This is a genomic window from Botryobacter ruber (assembly GCF_003347595.2).
GTDB lineage: Bacteria > Bacteroidota > Bacteroidia > Cytophagales > Hymenobacteraceae > Pontibacter > Pontibacter ruber_A.
Genome location: NZ_QCZK02000040.1, coordinates 42,304 through 58,035 on the forward strand (window position 1 = coordinate 42,304; position 15,732 = coordinate 58,035).

A 15,732-nucleotide genomic window follows, 5' to 3' on the forward strand; every position below is an offset into this window, starting at 1 on the left:
TGCAGCAGAACTTTCTGCAGCAAAAAACATATTCTCCACCAAAAACTCCTCTCAAAGGAGGAGCTAAGGCTGTGGTGGCTGCTGCAGCAAACCCAAAAATGCAGCCGCTACTCGTTATACAACACATGCAGCACCGTTTGCCCCACGGCTTTCAGCGTTTTTTTGCTGATGATGTCCATGGTGTCGGTGTGGCGGTGGTGGTAGGGGCCGAAGTAATCGCCGTCGGTGGCGCCCATGTTGTACTCGATGATGTCGATGGTCGGGATTTTGGCCCAGGCATTGATGTAGGTGTGGTCGTCGGTGATGCCGGGGGCATCTACATACTTAAAGTAGTCGGAGTAGCCTAAGCGGTTTCCGGCACGCCACACTTTAGCCACTACGTTTTTGGCATAGCGCATGGAGGTTCCTTCGCGGGCGAACTTGGCATTTTCAGCGCCCACCATGTCCAGCAGGATACCGTACTTGGCTCTGTAGTTGGCTGTGTGCATGTTGCGGCTCCAGTACTGGGCGCCCAGGCACCAGGTATCGTCTTTATACGGGAGGCCGCTATCCTCAGGCTGACCATAGTCCTCGCCGTCGAACAGGATAATATCCACCCCCACATCCGGCTTTTGCGCTGCAGAACCTAACACGCGGGCAATTTCCAGCAAAATACCTACGCCACTGGCGCCGTCGTTGGCCCCCTCTATAGGTTCCTGCGGATTGGTTTCGTCTTTATCGGCAAACGGGCGAGAATCCCAGTGCGCGGCCAGCAGCACCCGGTTGGCTGCCTTTGGTTTAAACGAAGCGATGATGTTGCGGAGGTTGAGCATTTTGCCATCGTAAGCCTCCATCTGGAAATTCTGTACCTGCACTTCCGCCCCCAGCTCCTTGAGCTTGCCGATCAGGTACTCGCCTGTCTGGTAATGCGGCGCTGTGTTTGGAATACGCGGCCCGAACGCCACCTGCTTGGCCACATAGTTATAAGCCGAGTCGGCATTGAACTCGGGTGCTTCCACAACAGCCTTCTCCGCCACAGCCGTAGCGTTGTCGTCGGCTTTTTGTTCACTGGAATCGCAGCCGGCAATGGCCAGGACCACACCTAGCAGTAGCGCCGGTATATTCATTTTATTCTTCATAAGCCCAATCAATTCCGGACTTCAGGTCTTTTATTACAATCCCCTGCTTTTTCAGCTCTGCCCGGATACTATCTACTTTATCGTATGCTTTGGTTTCTTTGGCTTCCTTATAAAAATCGAGCACCAGGTCCAGCATTTCCTCTGTATCGAGGCTCGATTCTTCTTTCAGCCCCAGCACTTCCTGCACAATGTCTTTATAAGTATTCTGAAGCGTGTCGAAGGTGCCTCGGGTAAGCGCCTGCAACGGCAACTGCCCCAGGTACAGACTGTTTATCTTCTTTAACAGGTTGAACAGCGAGGCAATGGTACGGGCCGTGTTCATGTCATCATTTAGGCCACGGAAGCAATCCTGCGCCAGTTTCTGCAGGTCCTCGTTCAGCTTCTCGTCAGGAGTGTGTCCCTCTTCGGAATACTCCAGCTTATCGAGCACGCGCAGCCCGTTCATGAGTTTGAGGTAGCCTTTGCGGGCCGCCTGCAGCGCTTCGTTGCTGAAGTCCAGCGGGCTGCGGTAGTGCGCCTGCAGGATAAAGAAGCGCACCGTCATGGGAGAATACTGATCGGTGAGCATTTTATGGCTGCCACTGAACAGCTCGCGCAGGTTGATAAAATTCCCCAGCGATTTACCCATTTTCTGCCCGTTAATGGTGATCATGTTGCTATGCACCCAATAGCGGGCGGCATCGGAATGGCTGTGGCTGGCCTGGCTTTGCGCAATCTCGCATTCGTGGTGCGGGAACATCAGGTCCAAGCCACCTCCGTGTATATCAAAGGTAGTGCCAAGGTATTTGCGGCTCATGGCCGAGCACTCCAGGTGCCAGCCCGGGAAGCCATCGCTCCACGGCGATGGCCAGCGCATGATATGTGCGGGAGAAGCTTTTTTCCAGAGGGCAAAGTCGAGCGGCGAGCGCTTGTCCTGCTGCCCTTCCAGTTCCCGGGTGTTGTTCAGGAGGTCATCGATCACACGGCCCGACAGCTTGCCGTAGTTGTGCCCTTTGTTGTAAGCCTGCACATCAAAATACACCGATCCGTTTACCTCGTACGCCAGCCCGTTCTCCAGTATCTCGCTTATCATCTGGATCTGCTCGATAATGTGCCCCGATGCCCGCGGTTCAATATCGGGCGGCAATACGTTGAGCTTCTCCATGTCCTGGTGGAAGACGTTGGTGTAGTGCTGCACCACCTCCATGGGCTCGAGGTGCTCCAACTTGGCTCTTTTTTCGATTTTGTCTTCGCCTTCGTCGGCATCATTTTCAAGGTGGCCCACATCGGTAATGTTGCGCACATAGCGTACTTTGTAGCCGTTGTACCGGAGGTAGCGGTACAGCACATCGAAGGTAACGAAGCTGCGGGCATGGCCCAGGTGCGGTTCTCCGTACACGGTTGGTCCGCAGACGTACATGCCCACATGCGGGGCGTGCAGCGGCTCAAATACTTCCTTTTTGCGGGTAAGCGTATTGTAAAGACTTAGTTTCTGTTGCATGGTTTTCTAACCAAAGGGCGCCTTCCGGAGCTCCTGCTGTTTATATGTTGAAAGGCAAATACAGGATTTGCGGCAATTGAAATTCAAAATTAGGAAAATTGTCTGAACCGTTGATGGTCGTGATGAAATGATACGTGTGATTTTATGTTTGTCTTTTTGTCTGAATCAGGATTTACGGGATTTTAGGATTTTCAGGATTGGGTTTGTCTGTGGTTTGTGCAGGAGATGCGGGCACCGCGTCTCTACAGTCATACCTATACCTCTCTACCTCTCTGTTACAGGGTTGAAGATTTTCAACCCCTACAAATTACACCTCTCTACCTCCCAAACTTTCTAACTCTCTAACTCTCTAACTCTCTAACTTTCTCACTCCTTTTCCAGCACATACTTCGCCGAAATAGGGTAATGATCCGACTGCCCCACCTCCTGGTGCGTCTGGAATTGGTAGGCACGCAGGCCGCTGCTGTAGAACTGGTTATCGATCCGCAGAAACGGGACCGGGCCGTTGTAGGTAGCTCCTACGCCGTTACCTGCCTCCACAAAAGCATTATCCATGTCGTTTGCCAGCAGGTTATAAGTGTAGCTAAAGGGCGAATCGTTCAGGTCGCCGCACACAATGTAAGGGTATGGCGACTGCCTGTAATGCTCCTGCAGCACTTCTACCTGCCGGGCACGGGCAATAAAACCTTTGCGCAGGCGCCTGGCCAGGTTACGTCCCTCCCGCTTCATCTCCTCGCGGTTACCAATGGCTGAGTACGTGTTTTCGATGTCCTGCGATTTAATGCTCATCGACTGCAAATGGGCCGTGTACACCCGAACCGTATCGCCGCCCAGGTTCAGGTCCGCGAAAATGGCCCGGTTGTGGTTGGACTCCCCAAAGCGGATGACGCCTTTATTTATAATAGGATACCGCGAAAAAATCACGATGCCGATGTCGGCCTTATTCCTGTCTACATGCGATACCGAGAAGTAGCGGAATTTATCGTACCGGGTACCGATGCGGCTGACGGTGTTGTACACGCTGGACCCCCTGTTGCTGTAAAACTCCTGGAGGCAGTACACATCCGCCGGGTGCGTTGCCACCCACTCCACCATTTCAGCCGAAGCTTCGCGTTCGCTTCCGTCTACATCGGCGTAGGCATTAAACACATGCACATTATAGCTTAGCACCTGCAGGGTTTTTCCTTCCTCGGGCGTGTCCTCTTTCGGGTTAACAGCAAACAGACGCGCGTAATACGACCAGCCAAACAAAAACAAAGCCAGCGGCAGCACCGCGTTCCAGGAACGCTTGAACAGCCAGTAGAGCAGCAATACAAAGTTCAGAAAAAGAGGACCCGGCAACGAGAACGCAATAAAACCGGCAGGCCAGAAGTCATACGGAGGCACCCGCAGGCAGTACAGTCCTGCCAGCAGCCACAGGGCCACCCCAATGGTAAGGGTGAGCATAACCTGCCTCTTGATCCTTCTAAATGCACCTGACATAATAGCAAACTTACAAATTATGCTTTTATATAAGACAGCTCATCCATAATATTATTCTTTAACGACAAACCCACGCCCCATCCGAACTTTCCATCGCCCGCTGCTGTTACACTTGCAACAGCACCGCCTCCCGCTGCATGTGTTGCCACTCCCCCAGGTCTTTCCGGAACATTTATTAAATGTTGAACATATAGTTGCATTCGCTACTATGTTGTTTATATCATGTAATTGTTGTAAATTTGTGGCATAATATCTAAAGGAGATGAGGGGACACGAAGTCCCCTTCTTTATTTGGTAAGGTTAACTATGGCACTAACGGCACAAATTATCAGGACGATGGCCCAGGAAAGTCTTCCGGACGAGGATCTTTTTCTGGTGGATGTGGCAGTATCGGATTCACCGGCACGTCCTAAAATCACGGTGCTGGCCGATGGCGAACAAGGCATTACCATAGACCAGTGCGCTGTCATCAGCCGCCGCGTGAACGCTAAAATTGCAGAAGCTTTCGGCGAGGAGCTGGCGTATGTGCTGGAGGTAAGTTCGCCTGGCGTGGATTACCCGCTCACGCAGCCAAAACAGTACAAGCGCCATGTAGGCCGTACCCTGAAGGTGAAACTGCAGGATGGTTCCGAAAAAACCGGCAAGCTGGAAGAAGTAACGGAGAGCGGCCTTAACTTAACAGAAGAAATTAAACAGAAAGGCAAGAAGGCAACTTATGCCCCTGTGCAGATACCTTTCGAAGAGGTTGTGAAAGCGAATGTTGTAATATCTTTTAAATGAGAAAATAATGAACAGTTCAGTCCTGATCGAGTCGTTCGCTGAATTTGCGAAATTCAAGAACATTGACCGCCCGACGATGATGCGTATCCTGGAGGATGTTTTCCGTACCATGATCCGCAAAAAATGGGGCACCGACGAGAACTTTGATATCATCCTGAACGTGGAGAAGGGTGACCTGGAAATCTGGCGCAACCGTGAGATTGTAGACGATAACTCCGAAGACATCTGGGATACAGATAAAATCAGCCTTTCGGAGGCACGCAAAATAGAGCCTGATTTTGAAGTTGGCGAAGAGGTGTCGGAAGAGATCCAACTGGAAGACTTTGGCCGCCGTGCCGTGCTTACCGCCCGCCAGACGCTCATCCAGCGCATCAAGGACATGGAAAAGGAAATCCTGTTCCAGAAGTACAAAGACCTGGTTGGCGAGATTATTTCAGGCGAGGTGTACCAGGTGTGGAACCGCGAGGTGCTGTTGCTGGACCAGGAGGAAAACGAACTGTTAATACCGAAAGTCGAGCAGATACCGAAAGACCGCTACCGCAAAGGCGATGTGGTGCGTGCCGTGGTACAACGCGTAGAAATTATTAATGGCAACCCGAAGATTATTCTTTCCCGAACGTCTCCTGCTTTCCTGGAGCGTTTGTTCGAGAACGAAGTACCGGAAATTGCCGACGGCCTGATCGCCATCAAAAAAATTGTGCGTGAGCCGGGAGAACGTGCCAAAGTAGCCGTAGAGTCTTTTGACGACCGCATCGATCCGGTTGGCGCCTGTGTGGGCATGAAAGGTTCGCGCATCCACAGCATTGTGCGGGAACTCGAAAACGAGAACATCGACGTAATTAACTACACCGATAACCTGGATCTCTACATCCAGCGTGCGCTGAGCCCGGCCAAGATCAGCAGCATTAAGATTGATGAAGAAAACGGACGCGTATCGGTATTCCTGAAACCGGACCAGGTATCGCTGGCCATCGGTAAAGGCGGCCAGAACATCAAGCTTGCCAGCAAACTGGTAGATATGGAGATTGATGTGTTCAGAGAGTCGGAAAGCTACGAAGAAGACATCAGCCTGGAAGAATTCTCTGACGAGATTGAAGGCTGGGTAATCGAAGAATTAAGAAGAATTGGTCTGGATACAGCCAAAAGTGTGCTGGCCGTAACCAAAGAAGAGTTGCTTCGCAGAACAGAACTGGAAGAAGAAACCATCGAGGACGTATTCTCTATCCTGCGCGAAGAGTTTGAGGCAGAAGATAATCAATAGTTGTGAGTTGTGCGCCGTTGTTTTAATTTTGAAGCAATTAAGCAACAGAATATTACACCCTCATAGCTGTAAGCGTAATACCCATTAACATTAGAATAAAAAAGACAGCATATTTAGAACATGGCAGAAGAAAAAACAAGGAGGCTTAAACAGGTTGCAACTACTTTAAATATAGGTACGTCTACCATCGTAGATTACCTCTCTGCTAAAGGTTTTGCCGTGGAAAATAAACCCACTACCAAAATCACGGCAGAGCAGTTCGGTATGCTGACGAAAGAATTTGCTTCCTCTATGCAGGATAAAGCAGTGGCAGAAGAGCTCAACATCGGCAAAAAGCCTCAAAGCAACCAGGTTGTCGAGACGGAGCATCATGAGCCCAAAAGGACAAGCGAGCCCGAACACGAAATATTTATCAGAACGGCACATCAGCCAAAACAGGAACCGGCACCGGCAAAACCGGAACCAGCTGCCCCTAAAGAAGAGGAAAGAGCAGAAACCACTAAGCTTCCGGGCTTTAAGGTGGTAGGTAAAATTGAACTGGATGCCAAAGGACGCCCGGTGCAAAAGCCACAGCCGCCTCAGCCGGCAGCGCCTGCCGCTCCCGAACCAGCGGCTCCTGCTGCACCTGAAAAGCAGCCTGCCGCAGAAAAACCGGCAGCCCAGGCCCCTGCTGCACCAGCTGAAGCTCCAGCGCAGCCTGAAACGCCAAAAGCAACCGAAGCGAAACCGGCAGAAGAGGTAAAAGCTACGCCGGCAGCGGCCGCACCAGAAACGCAGGCATCGGCACCCAAAGCGCCGGAAGCACCACAGCAACCTGCTGCGCCAGCCACCCCACCCGCTGCCGAAAAACCGGCAGCGCCTAAACCTGCGCCAGCACCGGAAGCAGAAAAAGCTCCTGCTGCTCCTAAAGCGCCTGAACAGCCTGCAGCAACTCCAGAAGAAAACGAGACACAGAAAATAGAAACGATCACAGCTAAAGCAGACCAGCTAAAAGGTCTGACAGTGTTAGGTAAAATAGAATTGCCCGATACTTCCCGCAGAAAGGGATCGAAACCCGTTGCTTCGTCCGACGACAAGAAGGGCAAGAAGAAAAAACGGAAGCGTATTATTGTACCCGGCGCAGAGTCTGGCCAGCCCGGACAAGGTGGCGGACAGGCAAGACCTGCCCAGCAACAAGGCCAGGGGCAAGGACAAGGCGGACAGGGTCGTCCTGCCGGCGGCGGCTACCAGGGCAACAGGCCTGGCAAGCCTGCAGGAGGCGGCTACCAGGGTAACAGACCACCACGGCATGCAGCACCTGCAAGAGCCGAGAAGGCCGAAGTTACCGACAAGGAAATCCAGGAGCAGATTAAAGCCACACTTGCCAAGCTTAGCGGCAGCAAGAGCAGTGGCGGCAACAGAGCCAAGTACCGTCGTGAAAAACGGTCTGCCATTGCCGATGCTACCGAAGAACGCAGAATGCAGGAGCAGGCAGAGTCGAAGACACTGCGTGTAACCGAGTTCGTATCTGCAAACGACCTGGCAGCGCTGATGAACGTGAGCGTGAACGACGTTATCAAAGTCTGCATGCAGCTGGGCATGTTCGTTTCGATCAACCAACGACTCGATGCCGAGGCGATTACCATTATTGCAGATGAGTTTGGCTATAGCATAGAGTTTATCACATCAGAAGATGAGCAGGCGCTTGAAACAGTAGAAGAAGAAGACGAGGCAAACCTGACAGAACGCGCTCCGATCGTAACGATCATGGGTCACGTTGACCATGGTAAAACATCCTTGCTCGATTACATCCGGAATGCAAACGTAACAGCCGGCGAGGCAGGGGGTATTACCCAGCACATTGGCGCTTATAAAGTAACAACTGAAAGCGGCCGTAATATTACGTTCCTTGATACGCCTGGTCACGAGGCCTTTACAGCGATGCGTGCCCGTGGTGCCAAAGTAACCGACGTTGTAATTATTGTGGTAGCCGCCGACGACTCCGTGATGCCTCAGACAAAAGAAGCGATCAATCACGCGCAGGCAGCGGGTTCTCCTATCATCATTGCATTAAACAAAATAGATAAACCAGCCGCTAACCCGGATAAAGTTCGTAAAGAGCTTGCTCAAATGAACATCCTGGTGGAAGAATGGGGCGGTAAATACCAGTCGCAGGAGGTTTCGGCCAAAACAGGCCAGGGTGTGCCGGACCTGCTGGAGAAAGTACTCCTTGAAGCTGAACTCCTGGAGCTGCAAGCCAATTCAAAGCGAATGGCTGTGGGTACCGTTATCGAAGCCTCGCTCGACAAAGGCCGCGGCTATGTAGCTACCGTGCTGGTACAAACCGGTACCCTCAAAATCGGGGATGTGGTGCTGGCAGGCTCGCACTATGGCCGCGTAAAAGCCATGACCGACCACCGGGGCAAGAAAATGAAAGAAGCCGGCCCATCTACACCGGTGCAGCTGCTCGGCCTGGATGGCGCGCCACAGGCGGGTGATAAATTTGTGGTAATGGACTCTGAGCGTGAGGCCCGTGAAATTGCCTCGAACAGAGCACAGGTAATGCGGGAACAAAGCCTGCGTACCCGTAAGCACATTACGCTTGATGAGATTGGCCGACGACTTGCTATCGGTTCGTTTAAAGAACTGAACGTGATTGTGAAAGGTGACGTGGACGGTTCCGTAGAAGCCCTCTCCGACTCCTTATTACGACTGTCGACCAGCGAGGTGCAGGTAAACATCATCAGCAAAGGCGTGGGTGCCATCTCCGAATCCGATGTGTTGCTGGCCTCTGCCTCCGACGCGATCATCATTGGTTTCCAGGTTCGTCCGTCGCAGAACGCACGCAAGCTGGCAGAGCAGGAGCAGATCGATGTACGCCTGTACTCTATCATCTACGACGCCATCAACCAGGTGAAGGATGCCATGGAAGGTATGCTTGCGCCAACCATGAAAGAGGAAGTTGTTGGTAACGCTGAAGTTAGAGAGGTGTTCAAGATTACGAAAGTGGGTACCATTGCAGGCTGTATGATTACAGACGGCAGCATCCACCGTAATTCCAAGGTACGTCTGGTTCGTGAAGGAATTGTAGTACACGACGGCGAGATACTGGCACTAAAACGCTTTAAAGACGATGTTGCCGAAGTAAGGCAAGGTTACGAGTGCGGTATCAGCCTGAAAGGATACAACGAAATCCAGATGGGTGATATCATCGAAGCCTACGAAGAGAAAGAAGTGAAGCGGACGCTCTAATCGGGAATCCGTAGCACATCAAATACTGAAAAGCCCTGTAGCAATACGGGGCTTTTTGCTTTTACAGCAGGTAACAGCAGCAGTGGTTATGGTGACAGTGGCAGCAGAATATTACCGGCTCTACATCATCTTGCTTTACCCGGTTTGTGGAGCAGCGGCTATGGTGGCAGGAGCAGCAGACTTCAAAGCCATCAAAAGCTTTGCTGCAGCAGCCACCACAGCCACTGCTCCGCTAAAATCAAAAGAGGCTGTACCGGTTTTCCGGACAGCCTCTTTCGGTTTCAAATCAGCAGAACTGGTTGAGCTGCTAATCGTTTCTGCGCATTTCCCTTTCGCGTCTTTTCTTCTCCCGCTTATGTTTCTTCAGTATCTTTTCCTCACGCTTCTGCATTTCAGTCAGCTTTATATTTTTGTTTTTAAAGTTCATCAACCTGAAGCTCCCACGCTTACCAGTTTCATAGGCATTATAGCGCGTATCAAGGGCTTCGCCTCTGGTACCAACGGCATCGGCTGATGCACCACGATGTGTCTTTTTAGGAGTTCCCCAAAACTCATCTTTGGATTTAGAATTGTCCATGGCCGTTTGTGCTTTCACATCAGTAACAGCCAGTAGCAGGAAAAAGCTGAACAAAGAAACAATAAGTGTTTTCATAAATTGAGTGTTTTCTTTCTGTTTAAGAGCTCTGATAAACAAAGCTGTAAGATCTTCTATAATACTATTCTAACACAAAAACCATTCCTTTTATTGCTCTCCTTTAAGAGATTCTCTTTTGTAAAAATAACCGGGAGACGCAGGTGCTACCAATCAAGGAGAAGCAAAAGGTGTACTAATAAACTGTTTTCAGCTGAAAGAAGTTTAAGATTGAAGAAAAAAGTAGCAGCTTATTTAAATTTATAAGCAAACCCTATTCCCAGCGTTTCTTTTACCTGTAAGCGGGGCGCTTTACTGTCTTTTACGCCATCGCCCGTGGTATCTACCTTGATCAAAATATCGTCATCATAGATCATATGCAGAAACAGGTTGGCTGAAATAAACTTGTTTACTTTAAAGTCAACGATGTTTTCCCAGTTAACATCCACGTTTTCGGGATCGGTAAGGTAGTTGCTGAACAGGTCCAGTTTTGAGCGCAGCGTTACATTCTTGATCACTTCATCCGTATAGCGCACATTTATATAGCCCCCCATTTCCTTCCGGAAACGCTGTCCGGTGCCGGGCATCAGTTTGCCCACTTCGCTTTTCCAGGCAGGTCGTACACCAAAGGCCCCGATATCTGCTAATTGCTGGCTCAGCACGACAGTAAATTTACCTGTAAGGGCCGACATAAAGATAGATAACCTCGGACTGGGTTTATAATCCATCCCTGCCGATACCAGAATAAAACCCGGCGACAGGAAGTTGGAAACGATGGTATCCTTCGCATCGTTATAAGTAGGCGTCAGCTGGCTTTTGAGGTTGATCTGGCCGGTGTAAAACCACCGTTTAGAAGACGTTTCTCTGCCGTACTTAATGTTCACCTCCAGGCGGTCGTCGCTTTTCCGGACCCGTTGGTTTTCCAGTTTAACGGTCCCCAGCGTCAGGCCCAGCGAGTTATTCCAGGTGTTTTTGCCGCGCTTGTAATTAGCCACCAGGTTGGTCATTCCCAGCACCGACATGGAGTTTTGTCCGCCGGCGGCCCAGTTGTTTACATTTACCTGGCTGAAGTTCAGGTTGGCAGAACCCCCAAAAGCCCAGGCGCTGGCAACAGAATCCGGTTTTATTTCCTGGGCACAGGCGCCTGCATGGAATAGTATGAAAATGGAAAACGAAAAAATAAAATACTGGTAAAATTTATTCATAATAGAAAAACAATATCAAACTTCAGAGGGGGCAGCAGAAGGGCCCGGCACAGTACCGTTCTGTTCTTTCAGGATGTCGCGGATTTCGGCCAGCAGCACTTCCTGCTTGTTTATGGGAGGCGCAGGCTTGGCAGCTTCTTTGCGCCTGTAGCGGTTAATGGTGCGCACCATCAGGAAGATAGCAAAGGAAATAATCAGGAAGTTGACCACCGTTTGTAAAAAAGTGCCGTAGTTTAACGTTACAGCCTCTGTAACAACGGCTCCGTTTACCACCTCGGCCTCTTTGAGCACAAGCTTCAGCTTTGTGAAATCTACGTTACTAATGATTACGCCCAGCGGCGGCATGATCAGGTCTTTTACCAGCGAAGTTGTAATAGCCCCAAAGGCAGTACCAATAACTACCCCGACAGCCAGGTCAATTACGTTTCCTTTTACAGCAAACTCTCTGAATTCAGTAAAAAAACCCATGGCTTAAAATTAATACTTAAACTTCAATTTCATGTCGTAACACTAAACTATTTCTCTCCGACACCGCATGCAGCTGCACGCAAACTACCGCTGCTACCCCCCTGGGCCGGGGCTGCAATTTACAACCAAAGGTTTTAATGAATTCACTATATTTGTAATAACATCACAACTTTACGTTTGAAGAAATTATGGGCACTTATGAAAACCTGCTGCTTCAACTGGACAATGGCATTCTGACTGTCACCATTAACCGCGAGGATAAATTAAACGCACTCAGTGTGGATACGCTCCGGGAAATAAGGAATGTCGTACAGCAAATTTATGACGATGCTGCCATTAAAGGAGTCATTTTTACGGGTGCCGGCACCAAAGCATTTGTAGCGGGCGCCGACATTACAGAGATAGCAGAGCTTAGCGAAGTAAATGCCCGGGGCTTTGCCGAACGTGGCCAGGAGCTGTTCAACCTGCTGGAGCACTGCCATAAGCCCATAATTGCAGCCGTAAACGGCTTCGCGCTGGGCGGAGGCTGCGAGCTGGCCATGGCCTGCCACCTGCGCATCGCCAGCACCAATGCCCGCTTCGGTCAGCCGGAAGTAAACCTGGGCCTGGTACCGGGGTATGGCGGCACCCAACGCCTGACCCAGCTGGTGGGCAAGGGCAAAGCCATGGAACTGATTATGACAGCCGACATGATATCAGCTGAAACAGCCAAGGCACTCGGGTTGGTAAACGAGGTAACCTCTCCGGAAGAACTGCTGCCCACCTGCCTGGCGCTCCTGAACAAAATCCTGTCGAAGGCTCCGCTGGCTATTGGCCTGGTAATAGAGTGTGTGAATGCGGTTTTCAACAAAGACGAAGATGGCTACCAGACCGAAGCCAATGCCTTTGCCCGCTGCTGCAGTTCCGAAGATTTCCTGGAAGGCACCAACGCCTTTATCGAAAAACGCCGCCCTGTTTTTAAAGGTAAATAATTTAATTCCCCCACCCTACCTCACCCCCACATGAGTATAGCCAAGAAACTGGTAGGGCAGACTGCTGCCTATGGATTAAGTAGCATCGTTGGCAGAGCAATCACTTACTTACTGGTACCAATTTACACAGCCGCTTTTGCACCGGCTGAACTTGGTGTGCAGGTGGTACTTTATGCTTATGTTGCTTTCTTTAACGTGCTGTTCACCTATGGCATGGAAACAGCCTATTTCCGATTTGCCAACAAGTCCGGCACAGACCAACAACGCCTCTACAACCACGTACTGAGCCTGCTGCTAACGAGCAGCGTTGTTTTTTCGGGGCTTTTACTACTGTTCTCCAACCAGATCGCTGCCTGGGTTGGCTACCCGGAATATCCTCATTTTGTGCGCTGGCTGGCGCTTATCCTGGGCATCGATGCCATTGCTGCCATTGCTTTTGCACGTCTGCGGCTTGAGAATAAGGCGATCCGGTTCGCTACTATCAGGCTATCCAATATCCTGATAACGGTCGGGGCCAATATCTTTTTCCTTATCCTGTGCCGCAACATTTACCAGGGCAAATACCTGCAGGAGCTAAAACCCCTGGTGGAGTACATATACAACCCGGAATTAGGCGTCGGCTACATTTTCCTGATAAACCTGGCTGCCAACTGCCTGCTGCTTCCCTTCTTCTGGCGGCAGTTTAAAACATTCCGTTTCGGGATAGATAAAGAGTTGCTCAAACCGATGCTGGTGTATGCCTACCCACTCATGTTTATGGGCCTGGCGGGTATGGTGAACGAAGTGATCGACCGGATCCTGCTCCGCTCCTACCTGCCCGAAAGCTTTTACCCCAACATGAGCAACGACGCGGTGGTGGGCATCTATGGCAACTGCTATAAGCTGGCCATTTTCATGTCGCTGGCGATACAGGCATTCCGGTATGCAGCTGAACCGTTTTTCTTTTCACAGGCCTCCGATAAAAATTCGCCGCAGACCTTTGCCCTCATCATGAAGTGGTTTGTGATTGTGTGTGCCTTTATTTTCCTGTTCGTAAGCGCCAACCTGGAAGACTTTGCCCTGCTGCTGCGCCGCCCCGAGTACCGGACCGGCCTGGCGATTGTGCCCATCCTGCTGATGGCGAACCTGTTCCTGGGTGTTTACTACAACCTTTCCATCTGGTTTAAGCTGACAGACAAGACCCGCTTTGGCACCTATATCAGCTTTGGCGGCGCCGGCATCACCATCCTACTCAACCTGCTGCTCATTCCCGTTTTGGGCTACATGGGCTCCGCCTGGACCACCCTGGTTTGCTACTTCAGCATGGCGCTTGCCAGTTACCTGCTGGGGCAGCGCCATTACCCCATTCCGTATCCCGTAAAAACCATAGCAGCTTATATTCTGTTTGCGGTGGTACTGGTAGTAGCGGCCCTGTATGTGCCTATCGATAACTTCTGGTTGCGGCACGCTTACAAGTTAGGGCTCTGCGCCATCTTTGCGGCAGTAGTGCTGCTGCGGGAGCGACTGTACTTTTTTAATAGATAATTTTATATATTTTTGACAGATGAACAACAAGAACCTCCAGGTTAACGTCATTAATGGATCAAAGCACGCGTTGCCTTCTTACCAGACCGAGCACTCGGCCGGCATGGATCTTCGCGCTAATTTAGATGCCCCCGTTGTACTGAAGCCGCTGCAGCGTGCGCTTATTCCTACCGGCCTGTTTATACAACTGCCCGAAGGACACGAAGCGCAGATAAGACCCAGAAGCGGCCTGGCGTACAAACATGGGATTTCTATCGTAAACAGCCCGGGCACCATTGATGCCGATTACCGCGGCGAGATAAAAGTGCTGCTGGTAAACCTGTCGGAGCAGGAGTTTGTGGTGGAAGACGGGGAGCGCGTGGCGCAGATGGTAGTGACCCGCTACGAGCGGGTGGCCTGGATGGAAACCGGGGAGCTGACAGAAACAGCGCGTGGCGCCGGCGGCTATGGCAGTACCGGCACCCGCTAACAGCGTGTTTACTTAAATTTTATAATTAGGCAGAAGATAAGCAGGCAGAACAGCTGCTCCTATGCCAGGAAATTAATCAGTTTAACTAACTAACACTTTAAGCTATGAGGATTATCATACCGATGGCAGGAATGGGCAAACGCATGCGCCCACACACACTTTCAGTTCCTAAACCACTTATTCCGATTGCAGGCAAGCCCATTGTGCAGCGCCTTGTAGAGGATATTGCAAAAGTATGCCACGAACCCATCGAGGAGGTGGCTTTTATTATCGGCCACTTTGGGGAGCAGGTAGAGAAAGACCTGGTAAAAATTGCGGAATCTGTAGGCGCTAAAGGCACCATCCATTACCAGGAAGAAGCCCTTGGAACAGCCCATGCCATTCTCTGCGCCAAAGAAGCTTTGGTAGGAAAAGTAGTGGTGGCATTTGCCGATACCCTGTTCAAAGCCGATTTCCAGCTCGACACGAATGCGGAAGGTACTATCTGGGTGCAGCGTGTGGAAGACCCGCGGGCCTACGGCGTGATCAAACTGAACGATAAAAACCAGATAACAGACTTCGTAGAAAAACCGGAAGAGTTTGTTTCGGACCTGGCAATCATCGGTATTTATTTCTTTAAAGACGGCGAATACCTGCGCAACGAGCTCCAGTACCTGCTCGACAACGACATCAAGGACAAAGGCGAGTACCAGCTCACCAACGCCCTCGAAAACATGAAGAACAAGGGAACAGTCTTTATTCCTGCCCTGATCTCTGAATGGCTCGACTGCGGAAATAAAAACGCAACTGTTTATACTAATCAGCGCTATTTAGAGTATATAAAGGATGAGAAAGACCTGGTAGCCTCATCGGCACAATTACAGAACTCGGTAATTATACCGCCAGTGTACATCGGAGAGAATGCGGTGATAAAAAATTCGGTAATCGGGCCACATGTTTCTATCGGAAATAACACCAATGTGTCCGATTCTATCGTAAGTAACTCTATAGTGCAGCAAAATACTACCCTTAAAAACGGGAACATAGTAAACTCAATGTTAGGCAATTATGTTGTTTATGAGGGGAGCCGGTCTGATCTCAGCCTGGGAGACTATAATACGCTTAAAGAATAA

Annotated in this window: 15 protein-coding genes; 7 read left to right on the top strand and 8 right to left on the bottom strand. The window is 50.6% G+C overall.

The features are described from left to right. Positions 1 to 107 precede the first annotated feature (107 nt). The 4 genes from DCW36_RS12650 to DCW36_RS22955 all read right to left on the bottom strand — a co-directional run bounded on the left by DCW36_RS12650 (position 108) and on the right by DCW36_RS22955 (position 4,229). A complete protein-coding gene (locus DCW36_RS12650; protein WP_164891120.1) occupies positions 108 to 1,118 on the bottom strand; it encodes a M28 family peptidase in 1,011 nt (336 codons plus the stop codon). Beyond that, positions 1,108 to 2,598: a cysteine--tRNA ligase gene (gene cysS / locus DCW36_RS12655; RefSeq protein WP_114782714.1), complete on the bottom strand. Its 1,491-nt coding sequence runs from the start codon at positions 2,596 to 2,598 to the stop codon at positions 1,108 to 1,110. Before cysS ends, DCW36_RS12650 begins: the two co-directional genes overlap by 11 nt. 366 nt (positions 2,599 to 2,964) lie before the next feature. Then, on the bottom strand, positions 2,965 to 4,044 hold the full coding sequence (locus DCW36_RS12660) for an endonuclease/exonuclease/phosphatase family protein (RefSeq protein ID WP_240676164.1): 1,080 nt from the start codon (positions 4,042 to 4,044) through the stop codon (positions 2,965 to 2,967). A gap of 53 nt (positions 4,045 to 4,097) precedes the next feature. Beyond that, positions 4,098 to 4,229 carry a hypothetical protein gene (locus DCW36_RS22955; RefSeq protein WP_262708147.1) on the bottom strand — a complete coding sequence of 44 codons (132 nt, stop codon included), beginning with the start codon at positions 4,227 to 4,229 and terminating at the stop codon, positions 4,098 to 4,100. Positions 4,230 to 4,386: 157 nt separating this feature from the next. Between DCW36_RS22955 and DCW36_RS12670 the strand changes: the two genes are divergently transcribed. From DCW36_RS12670 to infB, 3 genes are all read left to right on the top strand, one after another. Further along, entirely contained in the window at positions 4,387 to 4,860 is a 474-nt protein-coding gene (locus DCW36_RS12670; RefSeq protein WP_240676165.1) for a ribosome maturation factor RimP, read from the top strand. 7 nt (positions 4,861 to 4,867) lie between these two features. Then, positions 4,868 to 6,121, top strand: coding sequence for a transcription termination factor NusA (gene nusA, locus DCW36_RS12675; RefSeq protein WP_114782717.1), 1,254 nt, complete (start codon positions 4,868 to 4,870; stop codon positions 6,119 to 6,121). A 120-nt stretch (positions 6,122 to 6,241) separates the two neighbouring features. Beyond that, positions 6,242 to 9,352: a translation initiation factor IF-2 gene (gene infB, locus DCW36_RS12680; protein ID WP_114782718.1), complete on the top strand. Its 3,111-nt coding sequence runs from the start codon at positions 6,242 to 6,244 to the stop codon at positions 9,350 to 9,352. A gap of 135 nt (positions 9,353 to 9,487) precedes the next feature. Here the strand turns inward: infB and DCW36_RS22595 are convergent, their stop codons facing one another. From DCW36_RS22595 to mscL, 4 genes are all read right to left on the bottom strand, one after another. Beyond that, positions 9,488 to 9,637 (bottom strand): hypothetical protein, encoded by a 150-nt coding sequence (locus tag DCW36_RS22595; RefSeq protein WP_164891121.1) that lies wholly within the window; start codon positions 9,635 to 9,637, stop codon positions 9,488 to 9,490. 22 nt (positions 9,638 to 9,659) lie between these two features. After that, positions 9,660 to 10,004, bottom strand: a complete 345-nt coding sequence (locus tag DCW36_RS12685; RefSeq protein ID WP_125185419.1) for a hypothetical protein — start codon at positions 10,002 to 10,004, stop codon at positions 9,660 to 9,662. A 230-nt stretch (positions 10,005 to 10,234) separates the two neighbouring features. Next, a complete protein-coding gene (locus tag DCW36_RS12690) occupies positions 10,235 to 11,188 on the bottom strand; it encodes a DUF3078 domain-containing protein (protein ID WP_114782720.1) in 954 nt (317 codons plus the stop codon). A gap of 15 nt (positions 11,189 to 11,203) precedes the next feature. Next, on the bottom strand, positions 11,204 to 11,656 hold the full coding sequence (gene mscL / locus DCW36_RS12695; RefSeq protein ID WP_114782721.1) for a large-conductance mechanosensitive channel protein MscL: 453 nt from the start codon (positions 11,654 to 11,656) through the stop codon (positions 11,204 to 11,206). 188 nt (positions 11,657 to 11,844) lie between these two features. Here mscL and DCW36_RS12700 point away from each other — a divergent pair, with 188 nt between their 5' ends. From DCW36_RS12700 to DCW36_RS12715, 4 genes are all read left to right on the top strand, one after another. Then, entirely contained in the window at positions 11,845 to 12,627 is a 783-nt protein-coding gene (locus DCW36_RS12700; RefSeq protein ID WP_114782722.1) for an enoyl-CoA hydratase/isomerase family protein, read from the top strand. 30 nt (positions 12,628 to 12,657) lie between these two features. Then, the gene (locus DCW36_RS12705; protein WP_114782723.1) at positions 12,658 to 14,151 is read left to right on the top strand and encodes a lipopolysaccharide biosynthesis protein; all 1,494 of its coding nucleotides are present in this window, start codon (positions 12,658 to 12,660) and stop codon (positions 14,149 to 14,151) included. A gap of 19 nt (positions 14,152 to 14,170) precedes the next feature. Further along, positions 14,171 to 14,620 (top strand): dUTP diphosphatase, encoded by a 450-nt coding sequence (dut, locus tag DCW36_RS12710; protein WP_114782724.1) that lies wholly within the window; start codon positions 14,171 to 14,173, stop codon positions 14,618 to 14,620. Between the two features lie 104 nt (positions 14,621 to 14,724). Beyond that, positions 14,725 to 15,732 carry a sugar phosphate nucleotidyltransferase gene (locus tag DCW36_RS12715; protein WP_114782725.1) on the top strand — a complete coding sequence of 336 codons (1,008 nt, stop codon included), beginning with the start codon at positions 14,725 to 14,727 and terminating at the stop codon, positions 15,730 to 15,732.